Source organism: Kitasatospora sp. NBC_01560 (genome assembly GCF_045208415.1).
In the GTDB taxonomy this organism is placed as follows: Bacteria; Actinomycetota; Actinomycetes; order Streptomycetales; family Streptomycetaceae; genus Kitasatospora.
In genome coordinates, this window is sequence record NZ_CP109364.1 from 8,965,488 (window position 1) to 8,988,155 (window position 22,668).

The following is a 22,668-nucleotide window of genomic DNA, read 5'->3' on the forward strand; positions in this document are numbered from 1 at the left end:
GCCACCCCGAGACACCGGACCCGCGCCGGGGCAGCATGGACGTGACGGAGGTGGTGAGCGGGCCGTGCCGGGGAAGCTGCGGGTGTTTCTGGGGGCGGCGCCCGGGGTCGGGAAGACGTACGCCATGCTCGCCGAGGGGCGGCGGCTGCGCGGCGACGGGCTGGACGTCGTGGTGGGGCTGGCCGAGACGTACGGCCGCCGTGGCACCGAGTTGCAGCTGGGGGACCTGCCGGTGCAGCCGCGCCGGTGGGTGCAGTACCGGGGCATCGAGCTGGCCGAGCTGGACCTGCACGGGCTGCTGGCGCGTCGGCCCGCGCTCGCACTGGTGGACGAGCTGGCGCATACCAATGTGCCTGGCAGCGGCAACACCAAGCGTTGGCAGGACGTGCGGGAGTTGCTGGACAGCGGCATCGATGTGGCGACGACGCTCAACATTCAGCACCTGGAGAGTCTCAACGACGTCGTCGAGCAGATCACCGGTGTCGCCCAGCGGGAGAGGATCCCGGACGAGGTGGTGCGCGCGGCCGACCGGATCGAGCTGGTGGACCTGAGCCCGCAGGCGCTGCGCACCCGGATGGCGGAGGGCGAGATCTACGCGCCGGACCGGATCGACGTCGCGCTGGACCACTACTTCCGGGCCGGCAACCTGGGCGCGCTGCGGGAGCTGGCCCTGCTCTGGCTGGCGGACCGGGTGGAGGAGGAGCTTGCCGACTACCGGGCCCGGCACGGCATCCGGGCGCCGTGGGAGACCAAAGAACGGATCATGGTCGCGATGGACGGCGCCCCGCAGGGCGAGCACCTGATCCGGCGCGGCGCCCGCACCGCGACCCGGGTGCACGGCGACCTGATCGGCGTGCACGTCCGTGCGGACGACGGCACCGCGCAGGCCGCGCCACCGGGCCTGGCGGCCCAGCGCGAGCTGCTGCGGGAGCTGCGCGGGACGTACGTCGAGGTCGGGGGCGGCGACGTCGCCCGGGCCCTGGTGGACTTCGCGCACACCGAGAGCGCGACCCAGCTCCTGCTCGGGCCGACGACACGGTCACGGTGGCGCGAGCTGGCTTCGGGTTCTGTGATCAACCGGGTGATCCGGCTGGCCGGGCCGATCGACGTACACGTCCTGCCGCCGCCCGAGCCCGGTCTGCTGGCCGTGCCGCCCGGACCCCGACGGCGCCGTCCGGCGACGGTGCCGGCGCGGCGGCGCCGGACGGCGTGGCTGGTCGGTCCGGCCGGGACGGCCGCGCTGGCCTGGGCGCTCTCGCCCCTGCGCGACTCGCTGGGGCTGTCAGGCGTGCTGCTCTGCCTCCTGCTCCCGGTCGCCGGGACGGCCCGGCTCGGCGGGCTGCTGCCGGCCGCAGGCAGCACCGCGGCGGGCGCGCTCGCTGCAGACTTCTTCTTCACCACGCCGTGGCACAGCCTGGTCGTGGAGCGGGGCGCGGACCTCGCGGCGCTGACGGTCTTCCTGGCCGTCGCCGGGATCATCGCCCATCTGATCGACGGCCTGGCCCGGCGCGCCCAGCAAGCCTACCGGGCGCGGGCGGAGGCGGCTGTGCTGGCCCGGCTGGCGGGCGAGACGGTGGACTCCGGGTCCCGGACGCTGCCCGAGCTGGTGGCGGAGCTGCGCCAGGTGTTCGGGCTGGACGGCGCGGCGGTGCTGCAACAGGCCGGGCCACTCTGGCAGTCGCTCGCCTCCGCCGGGGCAGCGGTACCGCCCAGGCCCGAGGAGGCGTCGTTCTCCGTCGATCTGGGCACCGGCGCGGCGTTGGTGCTGCGTGGTCCGCCGCTGAGCGGGGAGGACACCCGGCTGCTGGGCCCTTACGTCACCCAGCTGCGGCTGGCCCGCGAGCGCGAACAGCTGGAGGCCCGGGCCTCGGCGGCCGACGCCATGGCGCACACCGACGCCCTGCACACGGCGCTGTTGGAAGCGGTGGGCCACGACCTCCGGGAGCCGCTGGCGGCGGTCCGCCGGGCGGCCGCCGTGCTGTCGGCGGGGGACGGGCCGGCCGGTGCGGCCGGTGACCGGATCGGTGTCGAGGCGGCCCGGATGGAGCGGATGGTGGCGAACCTGCTGGACCTCGGCCGTCTCCGGGCCGGGGTGGCTCCGGTGGTGCTGCGGCCGACGGCAGTCGGTGACATCGTCCGGGCAGCCGTGGCCGGGCTGCCGGAGGATCCGGCCGCGCCTCCCGTCCAGGTCGCGGCGGTGGACGGCCTGCCGCGGGCACTGGCCGACCCGGGCCTGCTGGAACGCGCCCTCGCGGACGTCCTCGCCGCGGCTCGGTCGGCGGCGGCGGCGGCGGGGCCTGGGCCGGTGATGGTCGGTGCCGGACTGGTGGCCGGGCGGCTCCACGTCAGGGTGGTGGGCCACGGCGCCGCCGGCGGGCCGGGAGTGGCGGTCGCCGAGGGGTTCGTCGGGGCGATGAACGGTGAGCTGACCACGGAGGAGGCTCCCGGCGGCGGGACGGCCTACGTCATTGCCCTCGTCCGCGCGGCAGCCTGATGCTCAGTGCGTGGTGGCGGCCCGGGCGCCCCGATGGCCGGCGTGACGCTGTCCGGCGGCGAGGGGGAGCGGCGCGCCGCTGCGGGCGCTGAGCTCCAGTGTCTCCAACAGCTCGGACGGGGAGACAGCGATGACCGGGCAGGTCGCGTAGGTGCGGCAGTAGCGCAGGACGGAGCCGTGCAGCAGACGGTCGAGGCGGCCGTGCCGGCCGGTCCCGACCACGAGCCGGTCGGCCGGGCCGGTGACGGCGGACACCAGGGCTGCTCCGGCGTGACCCCGGACCGCCAGCGGGTGGACGACCAGGTCGGCGGGGTAGCCACCGAAGACCTGCTCGAAGGCGGTGTCGATGCGCCTGCGGGCGGCGTGTTCCAGCTCGGACAGCGGGCGCGGGCCGTGCTGGTCGCCGTCCGAGGGCGACCAGGCGGCGACCGGGACGAGGACGGCCTCCAGCCGGGCGGCCTCGGTCACTGCGCGGTAGAGCGCTGCGAGGCTGCCCAGTGACCCGCTGAGTCCGACGATCACTCTGGTGGTGCCGGTCATGGCTGTTCGCCTCCGCATCGATCACACGTGACACCCGATGGGTCATTGCCTCCATGGAACGCCCCGCCGGGGCGGCCGACCCGGCCGATGACGGCACCATGACGCCCGGAGCCCTGTCCTTGACGGACCCTTGACGGCCCCGGCATCAGCCGAGGCCGGGGACGAACTGGACGAGCAGGTCGATGGCCTTGATGCCGAGGAAGGGGAGGATCAGGCCGCCGAGTCCGTAGACGCGCAGGTTGCGGCGGAGCAGGTCGGTGGCGGAGGCGGGCTGGTAGCGGACGCCGCGCAGGGCGAGCGGGATCAGGGCGACGATGATCAGGGCGTTGAAGATGATCGCGGAGGCGATCGCGGAGGTCGGGCTGTGCAGTTCCATGATGTTGAGGTGCCGCAGCCCGGGGTGCGAGGCGGAGAACATCGCGGGGATGATCGCGAAGAACTTGGCGACGTCGTTGGTGATCGAGAAGGTGGTCAGCGCGCCTCGGGTGATGAGGAGTTGCTTGCCGACGCGGATGATCTCGATCAGCTTGGTGGGGTTGGAGTCGAGGTCGACCATGTTGCCGGCCTCCTTGGCTGCCGGGGTGCCGGTGTTCATGGCGACGCCGACGTCGGCCTGGGCGAGGGCGGGGGCGTCGTTGGTGCCGTCGCCGGTCATCGCGACCATGTTCCCGGCGGCCTGTTCCCTTTTGAGGTAGGCGAGTTTGTCCTCGGGGGTGGCCTCCGCGAGGTAGTCGTCGACGCCGGCCTCGGCGGCGATCGCGCGGGCGGTGAGCGGGTTGTCGCCGGTGACCATGACGGTGCGGATGCCCATCCGGCGAAGTTCGGCGAAGCGTTCGGCGATGCCCTCCTTGACCACGTCCTTGAGCTCGATCACGCCGAGCGCCCGGGCGCTGTGCCGGTCGTGGACGGCGACCAGCAGCGGGGTGCCGCCGGCTGCGGAGATCCGGTCGACGACGCCCTTGGCCTCGATCGGCAGCCGTCCGCCGGAGCGCACCACCCAGTGGGCGACGGCGTTCGCGGCGCCCTTGCGGATGAGGCAGGTGGTGCCGTCGGGCCAGGCGAGGTCGGCGCCACTCATCCGGCTCTGGGCGGTGAACGGGACGGTGGTCTGTTCGCCGAGTTCACCGTCGGCACGTGGTGGTACCCAGTACTGGCGGTTGGTCAGCTCGATGACAGAGCGACCTTCGGGGGTCTCGTCGGCGAGTGAGGCGAGTTGGGCGGCTTCGGCGAGCTGTTCGACGGTGGCGCCGGGGAGCGGGTGGAGGGCGGTCGCGCGGCGGTTGCCGTGGGTGATGGTGCCGGTCTTGTCGAGCAGCAGGACGTCGACGTCGCCGGCCGCCTCGACGGCGCGGCCGGAGAGGGCGACGACGTTGCGCTGCACCAGGCGGTCCATGCCGGCGATGCCGATGGCGGAGAGCAGGGCACCGATGGTGGTCGGGATGAGCGCGACCATCAGGGCGACCAGGACGACGCTGGTCTGCGGGGCGCCGGCGTAGATCGCCATGGGCTGGAGTGAGACCACGGAGAGGACGAAGACGATGGTGAGCGAGGCGAGGAGGATGTTGAGGGCGATCTCGTTCGGGGTCTTCTGCCGGTTCGCGCCCTCGACCAGGGCGATCATCCGGTCGATGAAGCTCTGGCCCGGCCGGGAGGTGATCCGGACGACGAGCTGGTCGGAGAGTACCCGGGTGCCGCCGGTGACACTGGTGCGGTCGCCGCCGGACTCGCGGATCACGGGCGCGGACTCGCCGGTGATCGCCGACTCGTCCACCGCGGCCACGCCCTCGATCACCTCGCCGTCGCGGGGGATCGCCTCACCGGACCGCACGAGGACGATGTCGTGCAGCAGCAACTGCTCGGCGGGGAGCATCTCATGCCGGTGGTCGGGGATGCCGGCCCGCCAGTGCAGCAGGCGGCGGGCGGTTGTGCCGGTCTGCGCCTGCCTCAGCGATTCGGCCTGTGCCTTGCCGCGACTCTCGGCGACGGCCTCGGCGAGGTTGGCGAAGAGCACGGTGAGCCAGAGCCAGAAGCTGATGAGCCAGGCGAACACGCTCGGATGGACGACCGCGGTCAGGGTGGTGAGGGCGGAGCCGGTCTCGACCACCAGCATCACCGGGTTCTTCGCCATGGTGCGCGGGTGGAGTTTGCGCAGGGCGGCGGGCAGGGCTTCGCGGAGCTGGCGTGCGGTGATCAGCCGGCGGCGTCCGGGCCGGGGCGCGGAGGGGCGGTGGCTCGGGTGCGCCGGCTCGGCGCCGGCGACCTTTGGGCGGCGGAACCAGTCCGGGACGGGCCCGTCCGGTGTGGTGGTGGTGTCCGGTGGGGTGAGGGCCGAACGGCGCATCAGTTCTGGGACCTTCCGGGGCCGCTCCCAAGAGACGGGGGCGGCGGTTCAGTGCCGACGGGGGAATGGAGACGCCGCACAGCGAAACACCGGATCTCCACACGCCATACGTGTCTTGACGCCTGCTTGGCGTGACACGGGAGATCCCTGACGCGACCCTGACGCGGGCACCTGATGCCCTGTCGGCCGCAGGGGTCACCGGGACGCGGCCGGGCCCGCCCAATACACGACCTCGCGCCGGACGGCCCGGAAGCCCGCGGCCTCCGCGAGGGTCCGGCTGGCGAGGTTGCTCTCCGGAGCGGACCACGTAGGGGTGAGGCCGTGCGCTTGGGCGGCGGTAGTGGCCGCGTGGACGCAGGCCAGGGCGAGGTCGAGGCGGCGGAATGCGGGATCGGTCGCGACGGCGATCTCCAGATGGTCCTGGCCGACGAGGTAGCCGCGGGCGAGCGAAGCAAGGTACGGGCCGAGGAACGCGCCCCAGGCGAATCCGCTCGCCGCGAGTGCGCGGTGGCCGCCCCAGGTCCCGGCCGTCCAGTGTGATTGGCCGCTTCGCACCGCACCGCCGCGCAGCGCGAAGCGGTCGAGCCTGCCCTCGTCGCCCGGGCCGAGCGGGCGGACCCAGCCTGCGGTGTGCGGCGACACCGGCCGCGGGCGTTCCCGCTGGACGTATACCGCGCGGACCCACGGCGTGAGGTGGGTGAAGGTGCGGCCCAGCAGGGGGAGGAAGCGGTCCGGGGCGTGGAACCGACCCCGCCCGAGGCCGGCGAGGGCGGCGGGGTCGAGCCGGTCCGGGTCGCCGCGCAGCAGCCGCTCCGGCCCGCAGTGCACCAGCAGCGCGCGGGCGAGGCCGGGATCGTCCGCCCACCAGCCGCCGTGGCCGCTTCGCTCGACGTGGGCGGCCAGGGTGGTGGCCCCGGGCAGTTCCGGGGTCAACCACTCGGTGGAAGGGAGCGCTGTGGCGGGGGCGGTGACGGATGCGGGCACCCGTCCAGTACCGCGTACCGGATGGTCCGCTGGCCGGTCATTGACGGAAGTCTGGCGGTGACCTACACGATGCTGACGCTACCTTGGCGCGATCCGGGGCGCGGTCGCCCGCGACACGGCGTCAAGGCCGCGTTCGGATCATGGTCGGCCGCGTCAGAATCCCGTCAAGGCCGCGCTGATCGGCCATCCCTGCGGCTTGGCTGGAAGCGGCTGAAGGACAGCCGAGGACAAGACGCGTGAAAAAGACGCGTGAGCCGCAGCGGCGTGAGGACAGGACATGAACGGCAGCCACCGGAACGACGAGTGGCCTCGGGGCCGCGTGGTGGTCGGAGTCAGCGGCTCCCTGGGCAGCCTGGCCGCCCTGCACCGTGCGGTCGCCGAGGCCCGCCGCACCGGTGCCGAGGTCATTCCCGTACTCGCCTGGGAACCGCCGGGCGGTGAGCTCGGCTACCGCCGTTCCCCGTGCCCGCCGCTGCTCGCGGTCGTCCGCGACACCGCTGAGCAGCGCCTGCGCGACGCCCTGGACACGGCCTTCGCCGGCGCCGGCCCGGGTGTGCCGATGCATCCGCTGGTGGTTCGCGGCGAGATTGGCCCCGCACTGGTGCGGACCGCCGACCACCCCGGGGACCTCCTCGTGGTGGGGCAGAGCGGCAGCCTGCTGCGCCGCCGGCTGCGGCACTCCGTGACCGCCTACTGCATGCGGAAGGCCGGCTGCTCCGTCCTCGCCGTCCCACGGCCGGAGTTGCAGCAGGAACTGGAGTCGCTGCACCGGCGCAACCAGTGGCACCTCCCGGTCGGGCCTGCGCCCGAGCTGGTCCGCGCGAAGGGATAGGCCCGCCGTGCGGATGTACTCGGCCCGCCCCGGCGGCCACCGCTACCACCCCGTGCTGGACCGGCTGCCCGTCGCGATGTCGGGCACGGTGACGCTGGTCGTCGGCGGTGCCCTGGCGCTCGGCCTGGGCAGGCTCGGTGAGCTGCACTCCGGCTGGTTCGCGTATGCCGCCTACGTTGGGCTGAGTGCGCTGCTCGGGGCCTTCTCCCGTCCCTTGGCAGCACCGGTGATCGGCATAGCCGCCTGGTTGTGCTGCAACGCCTTCGCCGAGCACAGCCACGCCGAACTCGGCTGGTCCGGCGTCGGCGCGGAGAGCGGCCACTACGCGCTGTTCACCGCGGCCGCCCTACTGCTCGCCATGCCCGCGGCCCTGCCGCGCCGGGCAGTCAGGGTCGACCGGCTGCCGATCGCCTGATCGTCGTACGTCTCGCGGTGCCGCCTTCCAAAGGCTGCGGGCGGTGACGTCGCCGTGCGAGGTTGTGGCGCGGATGTCGTCGGCGCCCGGGGCGCCTGGATCCTTCGCGTCCCCTCGCCCGAGGGGATCTCACCCTCGGGCGATCTGACCCTGGTGCCCGGCTGGCCTGCGCTGTCACGCCGGCGAACGATGCCGTGTCGGAGTGCGCCGTCCTGGAGGGAGGCGGGCTGCAGGGTGCAGCCCGCGCACTCATTTCGGGTCGCGGTTGAACTGTGCCGTCGACCAGCGGTAGCCGAGCGCGGCCAGGCCGACGCACCAGGCGATCGCGATCCAGCCGTTGTTGCCGATGTGGGTGCCGAGCAGCAGGCCGCGCAGGGTCTCGATGGCCGGAGTGAACGGCTGGTACGCGGCGATCGGCTGGAACCAGCCCGGCATCGTGTCGGCCGGGATGAAGGCGCTGGAGATGAGTGGGAGGAGGATCAGCGGTTGTGCGCTGTTGGCGGCCGCCTCGGCGTTCGGGCTGGCCATGCCGATGCCGACCGCGATCCAGGTGAACGCCAGGGCGAACAGCGTGAGCAGTCCGAACGCCGCGAGCCAGTCCAGAACGGTGGCATCGTGGGGGCGAAAGCCGACGGCCACGGCGACGGCACCGACGAGGACCACGCTGGCGATGCACTGCAGCACGCTGCCGATGACGTGCCCGATGATCACAGAGCCGCGGTGGATCGCCATCGTGCGGAAGCGGGCGATGAGGCCCTCGCTCATGTCCATGGAGATGTGCACCGCGGCTCCGATCACGGTGCTGCCGATGGTCATCATCAGGATGCCCGGGACGATGTAGGCGATGTACTCGGAGCGGTCGGCGCCGTGGCCGCCGATGCCCCCGCTCATCACGTCTCCGAAGATGTAGACGAAGAGCAGCAGCAGCATGATCGGCGCGAGTAGCAGGTTCAGGGTTCCGGACGGGTAGCGCCGCGCGTGCAGGAGGTTGCGGCGCAGCATCGTGGACGAGTCGCGGACGGCGAGGGAGAGGGAGCTCATCGGACGCTCTCCTTGGACTGGTTGGGGATGTTGGCGGGTCCGGTGAGGGCGAAGAACACGTCGTCGAGGTCGGGGGTGTGCACGGTCAGCTCGTCCGCCTCGACGCCGGCCGAGTCCAGCCGGTCGAGGACGGAGCGCAGGTCGCGCTGGCTGCCGTTGCTGGGCACCTGGAGCGTCAGGGCCTCGTCGTCCCCGGCGGCCCCGGGCAGGGCGGTGGCGGCGGCCCGGTACACGGCCGGGTCGGTGAAGCGCAGCCGCACGTGCCCGCCGGGGACGAGCCGCTTCAGCTCCTGGGCGGTGCCCTCGGCGGCGATCCTGCCGTCGTTGAGGACGGCGATGCGGTCGGCGAGCTCGTCCGCCTCGTCCAGGTACTGCGTGGTGAGGAAGACGGTGACGCCGTCGGCGACCAGCTCGCGGATGATCTGCCACATGGTGTGCCGGGATCGCGGGTCGAGGCCGGTGGTCGGCTCGTCGAGGAAGATGATCCGCGGGTCGCCGACCAGCGTCATGGCGATGTCCAGGCGGCGCTTCATGCCACCGGAGTAGGTGGAGGCGGGCTTCTTCGCCGCCTCGGTGAGGTCGAAGCGCTCCAGCAGCCGGGCGGCGGTGCGCCGCCCCTCGCTGCGCGAGAGGTGGTGCAGGTCCGCCATGAGGAGCATGTTCTCCTCGCCGGTGATCAGGCCGTCGACGGCGGAGAACTGCCCGGTGACGCCGATCGCGGCCCGCACGGCCTGCGGGTCGGCGGCGATGTTGTGGCCCGCGACCTGGGCCTGTCCGCCGTCGGCGGTGATGAGGGTGGAGAGGATCTTGACGGCGGTGGTCTTGCCGGCGCCGTTCGGCCCGAGCAGGGCGAACACGGATCCGGCCGGGATGTGCAGATCGATTCCGCCGAGGACGGTCTTGTCGCCAAACGATTTGTGCAGACCGACGGCGGAGACGGCAGCCGGGGACGGGTAGCCGCCGCTCCTGGTGGATGTGGGCATGACAGATGAAGGCATGGAGCCCTCCCGTTCGAAGGCTGAAGTGGCTGGGGGTGAGCGCTGAGGATGGCGCTTCGGGGTCGGGCGCGGGCACGGCGGATCGGTGGTGACGTGCGGGTGCGGATCTGGGCGGTGTCCTCGGTCTCCTCCGGGCCTTGGACACGGGGAGCGCGTTGCGCACCTGCCCGGAAGTCGAGTTGACGTCGGCTCGGAGCGCGGTGCCCGCGCCGATGCCGACCATCACGTCACTGCGCGCGGTCCCGAGTGCGACCGAATCCGGTGATCTCGTCGTTCGTGCGTGCGGTCTTCAGGACGCCTGGTCTTCGGCGTGCGCGAGGTCGTCGGCCAGCCGCTTCCGCGCGCGAGTGGGGACATAGCCCCCCTCCGAGTAGTTCTGGGCGAACGCCTCGACGAACTCCGCGGGGTCCTCCCCGACGATCTCGTGAATCGGCATTCCGTCCGCCGCGGCCTGTTCGAACAGGTCGGCGAGGTCTTCGAACATCGACGCATTGCTGTCGCCGTCGGTCGGCACGAAGTGCATCAGGTACCGCTCGATCGCTTCGGCCGCCGTGCGGTAGTTCTCGGGAAGCTCCTTGACGCGGGCCTTGTACGCCCTCCAACGCTTCTTGGGCCCGATCACCTTTGAGATGAAGCCGCCCTTTTCGACATCGGACATGGTCACCTTCCCCCTTCGCGGAGCTGTTCCAGTCGTTCCGTGAGGAAGCTCCATGTCCTCCAGAACTCTTCGAGGTACTCCCGTCCCTGAGCGTTGAGGGAGTACACCTTGCGTGGCGGCCCCTTCTCGGAGGGGACCTTCTCCACATCGACGAGGCCGCGCTTCTCGATCCTGACGAGCAGCGCGTAGACGGTCCCCTCGGCGATGTCGGAGAAACCCTGCTCCCGCAGCCCTGCAGTGATCTCGTAGCCGTGCGCGGGCCGGCTGGAGAGGGACGCGATGATGATGCCCTCCAGCGTGCCCTTGAGCATCTCCGTCTCCAGCTTGGACATGGGAAACCTCCTTTCTGAGGTATTTAGTGTTGCTGACTACTGCTACACAGTAACGCTGACTACCAGTACTTAGCAAGAGTGAGTAGTGGGGCTGTGGGTCGGCATCGCGAGCACTCGGTTCGGCAGCAGTGCCGGCGGAAGCCCGAGTGGGCCGCACTACTCTCGAACGCCATGTCGGAGTAGGAGGCTGGGGCGCTGTACCGCTGCCACTCGGCCCCAATTCACACGGCCCGGACGGGTCGGACGTCAAGGGCCTGTCAGGGGGGCGTCAGGGGCTCGTCATGGATGGCGAGCAGGCTTGCCCGGGCTCCGCAGGGTGGCGTTGGATGGGGACATGAACCGCTCGACACGCCACCACGACCGCCCGCCGCATACGCGGCCGCGGGTCGTCGCTGTCGCGGTCACCGCCGCCGTCCGGTAGGTCCGAGCCTCCCCGCTCCGTCGCCGGCCCGCGTGCCGCGTAGTGCCGTCCGCCTCCCTCGCCACTCCGCGCGGGGGAGGCGGACGCGTCCTTCACCGTTCCACCCTTCTCCGCACCACCGGCCCCCGGGGGGCGTGCACCGTCACGCCCGCCGGCACCCCGGCGGTGCCCGCCACCCTTGGATGGGTCATGTCCGACGCTGTTCTGTCCACGCTGTCCACGCTGTCCGCCCGCACCGCCCTGGTCACCGGCGCCTCCTCCGGCATCGGCTGGGAGAGCGCCCGTCTGCTGGCCGGGCTCGGCGCCACCGTCCTGGTGCACGCCCGCAGCACCGCCGAGGCCGAGGATGCCGTCGAGCGGCTCGTCGCCGCCGGCGCCCGGCGCGACCAACTCGTCGAACTGGCAGCCGACTTCACCCGGCTCTCGGAGGTCGCGGTGCTGGCCGGCACCGTGGTGAAGCACTACCCGGCGCTGGACCTGCTGGTCAACAACGCCGCCATGATGGCCCCCGAGCGCTGCACCCTCACCGACGACGGCAACGAGGTCTCGCTCCAGGTCAACTTCCTCGCCGCGCACCTGCTCGCCAAAATGCTGCGCGCCCCGCTCTCGGCAGCCGGTGACGCGCGGATCATCAACGTCTCCTCCTCCCTGCACCGCACCGCCTCGATGAACTGGACCGACCCGCACCGCACCAAGAAGTACTCCCGGGTCGCGGCATACGCGCAGTCCCAGCTCGCCCTGACCATGGCCACCGCCGACATGGCCCCGGCAGGCTCCGGCATCACCGCCGTCAGCCTCAACCCGGGCCTGTGCGACACCGCGCTGCTCCCGCTCTACGGCCGGGTCGGCGCGCCGCCGGCCGCGGGCGCGGCCGCCGTCGTCCGGCTCTGCCTGCCGGACGTACCGCTGCTCAACGGCGAGTACTACGACGGCGGCGAGCTCGCCCCGACGGCCGCGATCGTGCAGGAGGAGCGCTCGCAGCGCCGCCTCGCCAAGCTTGCCGACCAGCTCGTCGGCCAGGCCTGACCCGTCCCCTTACTGCTGGCAGAGAGAACGACATGTCCAAGCGCGCCCGCAAGAAGAAGGCCCGGCGGAAGAAGAAGGCCAACCACGGCCGCAAGCCGGGCCAGTAACCCCATGAACCACCCGGTGCCGCGTGCCACCGGCACCGGGTGAACGATCGGCCCCCGGTGGCCCCTGTCCGGACTGTGGCGGACGGACGGCCCCGGGGGCCGTTGTATGCCTGCGGCCGTCAAGATGCCGTCAAGGCTGCTGGTGTCCGCGTCAAGGGAACGCAATAAGCGGCGGCCGGGCTTCCGGACAGCCCCCACGATCGTGGAACACACGATCGATGGAGAAGTGGATGTCGGACATCACCACCCCGGTTGCCACCGCCGAGCCCGAGCCCCCGGATACCGGCTCGGTTCCGGACGAGGGCCACCGGCTGACCGCACTGGGCGGGTTGGCGGCGTTGTCGTTGGATGCGATGGCGTCGGTGGCGTACGGGCCCGAGTCGATCGTGCTGGTGCTGGCCGCGGCGGGCGCGTACGGGCTGGGGTTCACCCTGCCGGTGACGGCGGCGATCGCCGTGCTGCTGGCCGTGCTGGTGGCCTCGTACCGGCAGGTGATCGCGGCGTTCCCGGACGGCGGCGGCTCGTACGCGGTGGCCAAGGCGCACCTGGGGCGGCGGACGGCGCTGACCGCGGCGGCCTCGCTGGTGATCGACTACATCCTCAACGTGGCGGTGTCGGTGACGGCCGGGGTGGCGGCGCTGACCTCGGCGGTGCCTGGCCTGTACGGCGACCGGGTCTGGCTCTGCCTGGGCGTGCTGGCGCTGGTGACGGCGGTGAACCTGCGGGGGATCGCGGAGTCGGCGCGCTGGTTCCTGGCGCCCACCGCGGTCTTCGTGCTGTCGGTCCTGGCGATCGTCGTCGTCGGTCTGTTCCGGGACGCGCCGGCGAGCACCGAGGCCGCCGCCGGGCACGCCTCCGTCCTGGCCGGGAACGCCACCGCGGTCGGCGCGCTGCTGCTGCTCAAGGCCTTCGCGGCCGGCTGCTCGGCGCTGACCGGCGTGGAGGCGGTGGCGAACGCCGTCCCGTCCTTCCGCGCGCCGCGGGTGAAGCGCGCACAGCACACCGAGGTCGCGCTCGGCGTGCTGCTGGGCGTGATGCTGATCGGACTGGCCGTGCTGATCGGCCGCTTCCACCTCCAGCCGGTGGAGGGCGTCACCGTCCTGGCCCAGCTCGCCGACGCCTCGCTCGGCCACGGCGCCGGCTTCTACCTGGTGCAGTTCGCCACCGTCGTGCTGCTCGCTCTGGCCGCCAACACCTCCTTCGGCGGCCTGCCCGTCCTGCTCCACCTCCTCGCCCGCGACAACCACCTCCCGCACGTCTTCGCGCTGCGCGCCGACCGCCAGGTGCACCGGCACGGCGTGCTGTTCCTCGCCGCCGTCTCCGCGCTGCTGCTGGCCGGCTCGGGCGGGGACGTCAACAGCCTGGTGCCGCTGTTCGCGATCGGGGTGTTCGTCGGCTTCACGATCTGCCAGGTCGGCATGGTCCGGCACTGGTGCCTCGAACGGCCGGCCCGCTGGCGGGCGAGGGCCGCGCTGAACGGTTTCGGCGCGCTGCTCACCGGCGTCGCCGCGGTCGTCGTCACGGGCACGAAGTTCACCGAGGGCGCGTGGGGCATCTGCCTGGCCCTGCCGCTGCTCGTCCTCCTCTTCGAGGGGATCCACCGCAGCTACACCCGGATCGGCGAGCGCCTGGAGCTCGGCCGCGTGCCCGGCCCGCTCACCCCGCAGCGCAGCCTGGTCGTCGTCCCCGTCACCGCCATCACCCGCCTCACCCGCGACGCCCTCTCCGCCGCCCTCTCGCTCGGCGACGAAGTCCTCGCCGTCACCGTCGTCCACGACGGCGCCGAGGCGGAGGCGCTGCGCCGGGACTGGGAGCTGTGGCAGCCCGGCGTGCCGCTGGTGGAGCTCCCCGACGGCCACCGCCGGCTCGGCCCGCCGATCGCCGCCTTCGTCAACGAGCTCGCCGCCGAGCACGCCTACGACCGGCTCACCGTGCTGATCCCCGAGGTCGAACCGGCCCGCTCCTGGCAGCGGGCGCTGCAGAACCGGCGCGGCGCCGTCATCGACCGGGCGCTGCGCCGCCACACCGACGCGGTGGTCTGCCGGCTCCGGATGCGGATGTAGCGCGGCAGTGCAGGGCCTGGCCCGCGGGTCCCGGACAGCGGCGCTGTCCGGGACCCGAAGCGTTTAGGACAACCCGTGGTCTCGGGTGAATGACGCGGATATCAAGGCCGCGTCAATGTTTCCGGATCACCCGTATGGAGGGCATCAGGGAACCGCTGCGCGCCCCCACCAGCTGGTTTGCTGCTCCAGCCGGTCTTCCTCCGGTGCTGCGCCGAGCCCTCCGGGGCCGGCCGCGGCATCCTCGTAGTCGCTCTGGTGGAGCCCATGTCCGATCTGATCTACGTCGCCGTCACGGTTGCCGTGTTCGGCGTCATCGCCCTGATCGCCCGGGGGGTGGAGAAGCTGTGAGCGCGGAGAACATCGCAGGTCTCATCGTCGCCGTCGCCCTCGTCGGGTACCTCATCCTCGCGCTGATCTACCCGGAGAAGTTCTGACATGAGCTCCACTGTTGCGGGCTGGTTGCAGTTCCTGGCCCTCGTGGCCGCGTTGGTGCTGTGCTACCGGCCCCTGGGCGACTACATCGCCCACCTCCTGACCTCCAAGAAGCACCTGAGAGTCGAGCGCGGCCTCTACAAGGTCATCGGCGTGGACGGCGACGCCGACCAGCGCTGGCCGGCGTACCTGCGCTCGGTGCTGGCCTTCTCGGCCGTCTCCGTGCTCTTCCTCTACGGTCTGATCCGCCTCCAGGGCCACCTGCTGCTGAGCCTGGGGGTGCCGCAGATGGCGGGCCACCAGGCGTGGAACACCGCGATCTCGTTCGTCGCCAACACCAACTGGCAGTCTTACAGCGGCGAGTCCGCGATGGGCCACCTGGTGCAGATGGCCGGCCTGGCGGTGCAGAACTTCGTCTCCGCCGCGGTGGGCATCGCCGTCGTCGCCACACTGATCCGCGGTTTCACCCGCAACCGCACGGACCGGCTGGGCAACTTCTGGGTCGACCTGACCCGGATCTCCCTGCGCCTGCTGCTGCCGCTGTCCATCGTGTTCGCACTGGTCCTGGTTGCGAACGGTCTGGTGCAGAACTTCCACGGCTTCCACGAGGTGGCCACCCTGGCGGGCGACCCGCAGGCGATTCCGGGCGGGCCGGTGGCCTCGCAGGAGGTCATCAAGGAGCTGGGCACCAATGGTGGCGGCTTCTTCAATGCCAACTCGGCGCACCCGTTCGAGAATCCGACCGGGTTCACGAACTTCCTGGAGATCTTCCTCATTCTGCTGATCCCGTTCGCGCTGCCGCGCGCCTTCGGCAAGATGGTCGGGGACAACCGCCAGGGCTACGCGATCGTCGCGGTGATGGGTCTGTTCTGGGTGGCCTCGGTGGCGCTGATCACCTTCTTCGAGGCGCAGCACTCCGGTGCCGCGATGCAGGCGGCGGGCGCGGCGATGGAGGGCAAGGAGCAGCGGTTCGGCGTGGCCGCTTCGGGTCTGTTCGCGGCGTCGACGACGCTGACGTCGACGGGTGCGGTGAACTCCTTCCACGACTCGTACTCGCCGTTCGGCGGCGGGATCACGATGTTCAACATGATGCTGGGCGAGATCGCGCCCGGCGGGGTCGGCTCCGGCCTGTACGGGATGCTGGTGCTGGCGATCGTGGCGGTCTTCGTGGCCGGTCTGATGGTCGGCCGGACCCCGGAGTACCTGGGCAAGAAGCTGGGCGGCCGGGAGATGAAGTTCGCCTCCCTCTACATCCTGACCACGCCGACGATCGTGCTGATCGGCACGGGTTTGGCGATGGCGCTGCCCGGTGAGCGGGCCGGGATGCTCAACTCCGGTGCACACGGCTTCTCCGAGGTGCTGTACGCGTTCACCTCCGCCTCGAACAACAACGGCTCGGCCTTCGCCGGCATCACCGTGAACACCGACTGGTACGACACGGCGCTGGGTCTGGCGATGGTGTTCGGCCGGTTCCTGCCGATGGTCTTCGTCCTGGCGCTGGCCGGCTCGCTCGCGCAGCAGCAGCCCGTCCCCGCCACCCCGGGCACCCTGCCCACCCACAAGCCGCTGTTCGTGGGCCTGCTGTCGGGCGTCGTCCTGATCGTCGTCGGCCTCACCTACTTCCCGGCCCTGGCCCTCGGGCCGATCGCGGAAGGTCTCTCCTGATGTCGTCCACCCTGACCGACAAGCCGGCCCCGCAGCCGGAGGCGCCCGCCGCGGCGGCGCCGCACAGAGTATCCGGCGGCCTGCTGGACCCGAAGCTGCTCGTCGCCTCCCTCCCCGACGCGGTGAAGAAGCTCGACCCCCGGGTGATGGTGAAGAACCCGGTGATGTTCGTGGTCGAGGTCGGCTCGGTGGTCACCACCGTCGCCGCGATAGCCGACCCGTCGGTGTTCGCCTGGTCGATCACGGTCTGGCTCTGGCTGACCACGGTCTTCGCCAACCTGGCCGAGGCCGTGGCCGAGGGCCGCGGCAAGGCGCAGGCGGACACCCTGCGCAAGACCAAGACCGACACGATGGCCCGCCGGCTGCTCGACTGGCCGAAGGGCCGGGCCGAGGAGGAGGTGCCGGGGACGGCACTGCGGCTCGGCGACCACGTGGTGGTCGAGGCCGGGCAGATCATCCCGGGCGACGGGGACGTCGTCGAGGGCGTCGCCTCCGTCGACGAGTCGGCGATCACGGGCGAGTCGGCCCCCGTCATCCGCGAGTCCGGTGGCGACCGCAGCGCGGTCACCGGCGGGACGAAGGTGCTCTCCGACCGGATCGTGGTGAAGATCGCCTCGGAGCCCGGAAAGTCGTTCATCGACCGGATGATCGCCCTGGTCGAGGGCGCGGCCCGGCAGAAGACGCCGAACGAGATCGCGCTCAACATCCTGCTGGCCTCACTGACCATCGTCTTCCTGATCGCGGTCGTCACGCTCCAGCCGATGGCGACGTTCGCGGGCGCCCCGCAGTCGATGATCGTGCTGGTCGCCCTGATCGTGGCGCTCATCCCGACCACCATCGGCGCGCTGCTCTCCGCGATCGGCATCGCCGGCATGGACCGCCTCGTCCAGCGCAACGTGCTGGCGATGTCCGGCCGCGCCGTCGAGGCCGCGGGCGACGTCAACACCCTGCTGCTCGACAAGACCGGCACCATCACCCTCGGCAACCGCCAGGCCGCCGAGTTCCAGCCGGCCAAGGGTGTGAGCATCGGTGACCTCGCGGATGCCGCGCAGCTCTCCTCCCTCGCGGACGAGACCCCGGAGGGCCGCTCGATCGTCGTCCTCGCCAAGACCGAGTACGGCCTGCGGGCCCGCGCCCAGGGCGAGTTGACGCACGCCACCTGGGTGCCGTTCACCGCCCAGACCCGGATGTCCGGCGTCGACCTCGACGAGGCCGACGGCGTCCACTCGGTGCGCAAGGGCGCGGCCGGTTCGGTCACCAACTGGGTCACCGAGAACGGCGGCACGGTCGGCAGGGACGTCGCCGACCTGGTCGACGGCATCTCCGCCGCCGGCGGCACCCCCCTGCTCGTCGCCTCCAGGACCGGCAGTGCGGCCCCGAAGGCCCTCGGTGTCATCCACCTCAAGGACGTCGTCAAGGAGGGCATGCGGGAACGGTTCGACGAGCTGCGCCGGATGGGCATCAAGACCATCATGATCACCGGCGACAACCCGCTGACCGCCAGGGCGATCGCGGAGGAGGCGGGCGTGGACGACTTCCTCGCCGAGGCCACCCCCGAGGACAAGATGGCCCTGATCAAGAAGGAGCAGGAGGGTGGCAAGCTCGTCGCGATGACCGGCGACGGCACCAACGACGCCCCCGCCCTCGCCCAGGCCGACGTCGGCGTCGCGATGAACACCGGGACCATGGCGGCCAAGGAGGCCGGCAACATGGTCGACCTCGACTCCAACCCCACCAAGCTGATCGAGATCGTCGAGATCGGCAAGCAGCTCCTGATCACCCGCGGCGCCCTCACCACCTTCTCGATCGCCAACGACGTCGCGAAGTACTTCGCGATCATCCCGGCGATGTTCGCCGCCGTCTACCCGGGCCTGGACAAGCTCAACATCATGGGCCTGCACAGCCCCCAGTCCGCGATCACCTCGGCGATCGTCTTCAACGCCCTCGTCATCGTCGGCCTCATCCCGCTCGCCCTGCGCGGCGTCAAGTACCGCCCCTCCGACGCCAGTTCACTGCTGCGCCGGAACATCGGGGTCTACGGCTTCGGCGGGCTGGTCGTCCCCTTCATCGGGATCAAGCTGATCGACCTCGTCGTCCAGTTCATCCCCGGCCTGAGCTGAGAGAGGAGAACCCAGATGTCCAAGCCCCTGCCCACCACCGTGCGCACGCACTTCACCGCACTGCGGATGCTGCTGGTGATGACGGTGATCCTCGGCCTCGCCTACCCGCTGCTGGTCACCGGCATCGGCCAGGTCGCCTTCAGCGACAAGGCCAACGGGTCGATCGTGACGGTCGACGGCAAGGAGTCCGGCTCCAGCCTGCTGGGCCAGAACTACAACCTGCCCAAGCAGAACCCCGACGACCAGAACGAGGAGGCCAAGCCGGACCCGCAGTGGTTCCAGCCCCGGCCCTCGGCCAACGGCTACGACCCGAAGGTCTCCGGCGCCTCCAACCTGGGCCCCAACAGCGAGGACCTCACCACGACGGTCGAGGACCGCCGCAAGGCCGTCGCCGCGTTCGACGGCGTCGACCCGGCGAGCGTGCCGGCGGACGCGATCACCGCCTCCGGCTCCGGCCTCGACCCGCACATCTCCGTGGCCTACGCCAAGGAGCAGGCCGACCGGGTCGCCAAGACCCGCAACCTGCCGGTCCAGGCGGTGAACACGCTGATCGGGAAGTACACCGAGGGCCGCTCGCTCGGCTTCCTCGGCCAGGAGGGCGTCAACGTCGTCCTCCTCAACAAGGCGCTGAGCGAGCAGAAGTGACGTCGCGCCGTACAACCGCGTGACCGGACCGACCCGGGCACAGGAGAACCTCTCCTGTGCCCGGGTCGGTCGCCCATATCCGCTGTACCTCCGATCGGCCCCCTCAGACGAAAGAGCAGCGCCCATGGCTCGCGACCTCACCCTCGGTACCACGCACCGTCGTGGCCGGCTGAGGGTGTACCTCGGTTCCGCCCCCGGTGTCGGCAAGACCTACCGGATGCTGGACGAGGCCCACCGCAGACAGGAGCGCGGTGCGGACGTGGTGGTCGGTTACATCGAATGTCACGGGCGGAGATTCACCGAAGGGTTGGTGGATGGGCTCGAAATGCTGCCAAGAATCAGGCGGACCTATCGGGACGCCGAGTTCGAGGAGATGGACCTGGACGCCCTGATCGCCCGGCGTCCCTCGGTGGCACTGGTGGACGAGCTGGCGCACACCAACATCCCGGGTGGCCGCAATGCCAAGCGCTGGCAGGACATCGACGAGCTGCTCGACGCCGGGATCGACGTCATCACCACCGTCAACGTCCAGCACCTCGAATCGCTGAACGACGTCGTCCAGAAGATCACCGGCATCCCCCAGCGCGAGACCGTCCCGGACGAGGTGGTCCGCCGGGCCGACCAGATCGAACTCGTCGACATGGCCCCCCAGGCGCTGCGCCGCCGGATGGCCCACGGCAACGTCTACAAGGCGGAGAAGGTGGACGCCGCGCTCTCCAACTACTTCCGGGTCGGCAACCTGACCGCACTGCGCGAACTCGCCCTGCTCTGGGTGGCCGGGCGGGTCGACGAGGGCCTGCGCGACTACCGGGCCAGCCACAACATCGACCGCGTCTGGGAGACCCGCGAACGCGTCGTGGTCGCCCTCACCGGCGGCCCCGAGGGCGAGACCCTGATCCGCCGGGCCGCCCGGATCGCGGACCGGACGGCGGGCGGTGATCTGCTCGCTGTGCATGTGAGCCGCAGTGACGGGCTGGCGGGGGCGTCGTCGGGGACCCTTGCCCAGCAGCGCCAGCTGGTCGAGGCGTTGGGCGGCAGCTACCACGTGGTGGTCGGCGATGACATCCCGACCGCACTGCTCGCCTTCGCCCGGGCGCATGACGCCACGCAGCTGGTGCTGGGCACCAGTCGCCGGGGTCGCCTCACCCGTTTCCTCACCGGGCCCGGCAACGGGCAGACCACCGTGGACGCGTCCGAGGACATCGACGTCCACATGGTCACCCACGAGTTCACCGGCCGCGGCCGGCTGCCCTCGCTCGGCCGCCGCCACTCCAGGCGCCGCACCGTCGCCGGGTTCGCATCGGGGCTGGTGGTTCCCGCGCTGCTGACCGCGTTGCTGTCTCCGTTCCACACCCAACTGAACCTGACCACGGACGCGCTGATCTTCCAGCTCGGCGTGGTGGCAGTGGCGTTGCTCGGCGGAGCGACCTCGGCCCTGCTGGCCTCCGTCATCGCCTCGTTGCTGCTGAACTACTTCTTCATCCCGCCCGTCCACAACCTCACCATCGGCGAGACCAACAACCTCGTCGCCCTGATCGCCTTCGCCACCGTGGCCCTGACCGTATCCACTGTGGTCGACCACGCGAGCCGGCTCACCACCCGGGCCGCCCGGGCCACCGCCGAGGCCGAAACCCTCTCCACCCTCGCCGGCAGCGTGCTGCGCGGCGCCGACGCACTGCCCGCACTGCTGGAGAAGTCCCGGACGGCCTTCGGCATGCACTCCGTCGCCCTCCTCGACCGGGCGACCGGCCGGACGATCGCGTGCAGCGAGGCGGTGGCTGACGCCGGCGCCGAGCATGGAAGCGGGGACGGCCGTGTCGCGGACCACGAGGTGACCGAGATGCCCGTCGGGGAGAGCGCCCTCCTCGTTCTCACCGGCCGCCGGTTGCCCGCCGCCGACCAGCGCGTCCTCACCGCCTTCGCCGCGCACGTCGCCGCCGCCCTCGAACGTGACCGGCTCGCAGTGGTCGCCGCCGAGGTCGAGCCGATCAAGGCCGCCGACCGGATGCGCACCGCCCTGCTCGCCGCCGTCAGCCACGACCTGCGCACCCCACTGGCCGCCGCCCTCGCCTCGATCGGCTCGCTGCGCAGTCCAGATGTGGCGTTTTCGGATCAGGACCAGGCCGAGCTGCTCGCCATGGCGGACGAGTCCCTGGTCAAGCTCACCCGGCTGGTGGACAACCTGCTCGACATGAGTCGCCTCCAGGCCGGCGCCCTCACCCTCCACTTGGCGCCCACACATCTGGAAGAGATCCTGCCGCGCGCGGTGGACTCGCTCCCGGACCCGTACGCGCCGGTTCAGCCGCTCGACCTGGACACGGTGCCGGCGGTGCTGGTCGACCCGCCACTGCTGGAGCGCGTGCTGGCCAACGTGATTGCCAACGCGCTGCGGTACAACGCACCCGGCGCGCCCGTGCTGGTCGCCGCCAGCCACCACGCCGAGCGGGTCGAGGTCCGGGTGATCGACCGCGGCCCCGGGATCGCCCCCGAGGACCGAGACCGCGTCTTCCTGCCCTTCCAGCGCCTCGGCGACACCGACAACACCACCGGCGTCGGCCTCGGCCTCGCGCTCTCCCGAGGCCTCGCCGAGGCCATGGGCGGCAGCCTGGACGTCGAGGACACCCCCGGCGGCGGCACCACCATGCTCCTGACCCTGCCCGCCGCCCCGGACGAGGCGGCCATTGACGGGGGCACCCTGACGGGTTCGGTGCCTGTGGCCGGTGCGGACCACCTGGAGAGGAACACGTACCGATGAGCCACATCCTGGTCGTCGACGACGAGCCGGCGCTGCTGCGCGCACTGCGGATCAGTCTCCAGGCGCGCCACTACTCGGTCCTGACCGCGGGCACCGGCCAGGAGGCGCTGGACTCGGTCGGACAGGCGCCTCCTGAGGCGCTGGTGCTGGATCTCGGGCTGCCCGACCTCGACGGGGTGGACGTCATCCGGGGCGTACGCTCCACGCTGGACGTTCCGATCATCGTGCTGTCCGGACGGGCCGACACCGGGGAGAAGATCCGGGCGCTCGACGCGGGCGCGGACGACTACGTCACCAAGCCGTTCGTCATGGACGAGCTCTTGGCGCGGCTCAGGGCCATCCTGCGTCGGCCGGTGACCACTGTCCCCGGACCGCCGCCGCGGATCGGCCCGTACGAGATCGATCTCGCCGCCGCCACGGTGACCGGGCCGGACGGAACGGTGCGGCTCACGCCCACGGAGTGGAAGATCCTCGCCCTGTTGATGGCAAATCCCGGCCGGCTGGTGCCCGGGCGGCAGATTCTGGCCGAGGTCTGGGGACCGGAGGGGGCGGGCCACGGCAACTACCTGCGGGTCTATCTGGCCGCCATGCGCCGCAAGCTCGAAGCCGATCCGGGCCGACCGCGCCACCTGGTCACCGAGCCCGGAATCGGCTACCGCTACCAGCCGTGACTTGCGGCGCCAAGGCTTCGTCAAGATCGCCGGGTGACTCGTCAAGGGGGCGTCAGGGTGGTCCGATCACGGCATCGGCGGGGCATAGCGTCAGCGGTGAGGAACGGTTAACCGCCAGAGTCAACGAC

Annotated in this window: 19 protein-coding genes; 12 read left to right on the forward strand and 7 right to left on the reverse strand. The window is 71.5% G+C overall.

Annotated features, from left to right (window positions below; translation table 11 throughout):
* Positions 1-64: 64 nt before the first annotated feature.
* Positions 65-2,494 carry a DUF4118 domain-containing protein gene (locus OH807_RS38260; RefSeq protein WP_406209133.1) on the forward strand — a complete coding sequence of 810 codons (2,430 nt, stop codon included), beginning with the start codon at positions 65-67 and terminating at the stop codon, positions 2,492-2,494.
* Positions 2,495-2,497: 3 nt separating this feature from the next.
* Here the strand turns inward: OH807_RS38260 and OH807_RS38265 are convergent, their stop codons facing one another.
* The 3 genes from OH807_RS38265 to OH807_RS38275 all read right to left on the reverse strand — a co-directional run bounded on the left by OH807_RS38265 (position 2,498) and on the right by OH807_RS38275 (position 6,308).
* A complete protein-coding gene (locus OH807_RS38265; protein WP_406209136.1) occupies positions 2,498-3,034 on the reverse strand; it encodes a universal stress protein in 537 nt (178 codons plus the stop codon).
* A gap of 145 nt (positions 3,035-3,179) precedes the next feature.
* Complete coding sequence (gene kdpB / locus OH807_RS38270; RefSeq protein ID WP_406209139.1) at positions 3,180-5,375, reverse strand: potassium-transporting ATPase subunit KdpB; 2,196 nt, start codon at positions 5,373-5,375, stop codon at positions 3,180-3,182.
* Positions 5,376-5,570: 195 nt separating this feature from the next.
* Positions 5,571-6,308, reverse strand: coding sequence for a GNAT family N-acetyltransferase (locus OH807_RS38275; RefSeq protein WP_406209142.1), 738 nt, complete (start codon positions 6,306-6,308; stop codon positions 5,571-5,573).
* A 328-nt stretch (positions 6,309-6,636) separates the two neighbouring features.
* On the opposite strand from OH807_RS38275, the gene OH807_RS38280 reads away from it, so the two are divergent.
* Complete coding sequence (locus tag OH807_RS38280) at positions 6,637-7,191, forward strand: universal stress protein (RefSeq protein WP_406209145.1); 555 nt, start codon at positions 6,637-6,639, stop codon at positions 7,189-7,191.
* A gap of 7 nt (positions 7,192-7,198) precedes the next feature.
* The gene (locus tag OH807_RS38285; protein WP_406209147.1) at positions 7,199-7,606 is read left to right on the forward strand and encodes a hypothetical protein; all 408 of its coding nucleotides are present in this window, start codon (positions 7,199-7,201) and stop codon (positions 7,604-7,606) included.
* A 249-nt stretch (positions 7,607-7,855) separates the two neighbouring features.
* Here the strand turns inward: OH807_RS38285 and OH807_RS38290 are convergent, their stop codons facing one another.
* From OH807_RS38290 to OH807_RS38305, 4 genes are all read right to left on the reverse strand, one after another.
* Positions 7,856-8,647, reverse strand: coding sequence for an ABC transporter permease (locus OH807_RS38290; RefSeq protein WP_406209150.1), 792 nt, complete (start codon positions 8,645-8,647; stop codon positions 7,856-7,858).
* Positions 8,644-9,645 carry an ATP-binding cassette domain-containing protein gene (locus tag OH807_RS38295; protein WP_406209153.1) on the reverse strand — a complete coding sequence of 334 codons (1,002 nt, stop codon included), beginning with the start codon at positions 9,643-9,645 and terminating at the stop codon, positions 8,644-8,646. The genes OH807_RS38290 and OH807_RS38295 overlap by 4 nt, the downstream gene beginning before the upstream one ends.
* Positions 9,646-9,934: 289 nt before the next feature.
* Entirely contained in the window at positions 9,935-10,303 is a 369-nt protein-coding gene (locus tag OH807_RS38300) for a DUF1048 domain-containing protein (RefSeq protein ID WP_406209155.1), read from the reverse strand.
* Between the two features lie 2 nt (positions 10,304-10,305).
* Positions 10,306-10,635, reverse strand: a complete 330-nt coding sequence (locus tag OH807_RS38305; RefSeq protein WP_406209158.1) for a PadR family transcriptional regulator — start codon at positions 10,633-10,635, stop codon at positions 10,306-10,308.
* Between the two features lie 610 nt (positions 10,636-11,245).
* Here OH807_RS38305 and OH807_RS38310 point away from each other — a divergent pair.
* The 9 genes from OH807_RS38310 to OH807_RS38350 all read left to right on the forward strand — a co-directional run bounded on the left by OH807_RS38310 (position 11,246) and on the right by OH807_RS38350 (position 22,540).
* Positions 11,246-12,082: an SDR family NAD(P)-dependent oxidoreductase gene (locus tag OH807_RS38310; protein WP_406209160.1), complete on the forward strand. Its 837-nt coding sequence runs from the start codon at positions 11,246-11,248 to the stop codon at positions 12,080-12,082.
* Between the two features lie 32 nt (positions 12,083-12,114).
* Positions 12,115-12,189 carry a 50S ribosomal protein bL37 gene (locus tag OH807_RS38315; RefSeq protein ID WP_380419867.1) on the forward strand — a complete coding sequence of 25 codons (75 nt, stop codon included), beginning with the start codon at positions 12,115-12,117 and terminating at the stop codon, positions 12,187-12,189.
* A gap of 230 nt (positions 12,190-12,419) precedes the next feature.
* Positions 12,420-14,252 carry an APC family permease gene (locus tag OH807_RS38320; RefSeq protein ID WP_406209163.1) on the forward strand — a complete coding sequence of 611 codons (1,833 nt, stop codon included), beginning with the start codon at positions 12,420-12,422 and terminating at the stop codon, positions 14,250-14,252.
* Positions 14,253-14,596: 344 nt separating this feature from the next.
* Complete coding sequence (kdpF, locus tag OH807_RS38325) at positions 14,597-14,686, forward strand: K(+)-transporting ATPase subunit F (RefSeq protein WP_037831562.1); 90 nt, start codon at positions 14,597-14,599, stop codon at positions 14,684-14,686.
* 1 nt (position 14,687) lies between these two features.
* Entirely contained in the window at positions 14,688-16,349 is a 1,662-nt protein-coding gene (gene kdpA, locus OH807_RS38330; RefSeq protein WP_406209167.1) for a potassium-transporting ATPase subunit KdpA, read from the forward strand.
* Positions 16,349-18,469 carry a potassium-transporting ATPase subunit KdpB gene (kdpB, locus tag OH807_RS38335; protein ID WP_406199634.1) on the forward strand — a complete coding sequence of 707 codons (2,121 nt, stop codon included), beginning with the start codon at positions 16,349-16,351 and terminating at the stop codon, positions 18,467-18,469. Before kdpA ends, kdpB (OH807_RS38335) begins: the two co-directional genes overlap by 1 nt.
* Positions 18,470-18,484: 15 nt before the next feature.
* Positions 18,485-19,114, forward strand: a complete 630-nt coding sequence (kdpC, locus tag OH807_RS38340) for a potassium-transporting ATPase subunit KdpC (protein WP_406209170.1) — start codon at positions 18,485-18,487, stop codon at positions 19,112-19,114.
* Positions 19,115-19,238: 124 nt separating this feature from the next.
* Entirely contained in the window at positions 19,239-21,869 is a 2,631-nt protein-coding gene (locus OH807_RS38345; protein WP_406209173.1) for an ATP-binding protein, read from the forward strand.
* Positions 21,866-22,540 carry a response regulator gene (locus tag OH807_RS38350; protein ID WP_406209176.1) on the forward strand — a complete coding sequence of 225 codons (675 nt, stop codon included), beginning with the start codon at positions 21,866-21,868 and terminating at the stop codon, positions 22,538-22,540. Before OH807_RS38345 ends, OH807_RS38350 begins: the two co-directional genes overlap by 4 nt.
* Positions 22,541-22,668 lie beyond the last annotated feature (128 nt).

Coding starts and splice junctions, on each gene's coding strand:
- OH807_RS38265 (WP_406209136.1), bottom strand. CDS start 3,034: ATGACCGGCACCACCAGAGTGATCGTCGGACTCAGCGGGTCACTGGGC.
- kdpB (WP_406209139.1), bottom strand. CDS start 5,375: ATGCGCCGTTCGGCCCTCACCCCACCGGACACCACCACCACACCGGAC.
- OH807_RS38280 (WP_406209145.1), top strand. CDS start 6,637: ATGAACGGCAGCCACCGGAACGACGAGTGGCCTCGGGGCCGCGTGGTG.
- OH807_RS38290 (WP_406209150.1), bottom strand. CDS start 8,647: ATGAGCTCCCTCTCCCTCGCCGTCCGCGACTCGTCCACGATGCTGCGC.
- OH807_RS38295 (WP_406209153.1), bottom strand. CDS start 9,645: ATGCCTTCATCTGTCATGCCCACATCCACCAGGAGCGGCGGCTACCCG.
- OH807_RS38300 (WP_406209155.1), bottom strand. CDS start 10,303: ATGTCCGATGTCGAAAAGGGCGGCTTCATCTCAAAGGTGATCGGGCCC.
- OH807_RS38305 (WP_406209158.1), bottom strand. CDS start 10,635: ATGTCCAAGCTGGAGACGGAGATGCTCAAGGGCACGCTGGAGGGCATC.
- OH807_RS38310 (WP_406209160.1), top strand. CDS start 11,246: ATGTCCGACGCTGTTCTGTCCACGCTGTCCACGCTGTCCGCCCGCACC.
- OH807_RS38320 (WP_406209163.1), top strand. CDS start 12,420: ATGTCGGACATCACCACCCCGGTTGCCACCGCCGAGCCCGAGCCCCCG.
- kdpA (WP_406209167.1), top strand. CDS start 14,688: ATGAGCTCCACTGTTGCGGGCTGGTTGCAGTTCCTGGCCCTCGTGGCC.
- kdpB (WP_406199634.1), top strand. CDS start 16,349: ATGTCGTCCACCCTGACCGACAAGCCGGCCCCGCAGCCGGAGGCGCCC.
- kdpC (WP_406209170.1), top strand. CDS start 18,485: ATGTCCAAGCCCCTGCCCACCACCGTGCGCACGCACTTCACCGCACTG.
- OH807_RS38345 (WP_406209173.1), top strand. CDS start 19,239: ATGGCTCGCGACCTCACCCTCGGTACCACGCACCGTCGTGGCCGGCTG.
- OH807_RS38350 (WP_406209176.1), top strand. CDS start 21,866: ATGAGCCACATCCTGGTCGTCGACGACGAGCCGGCGCTGCTGCGCGCA.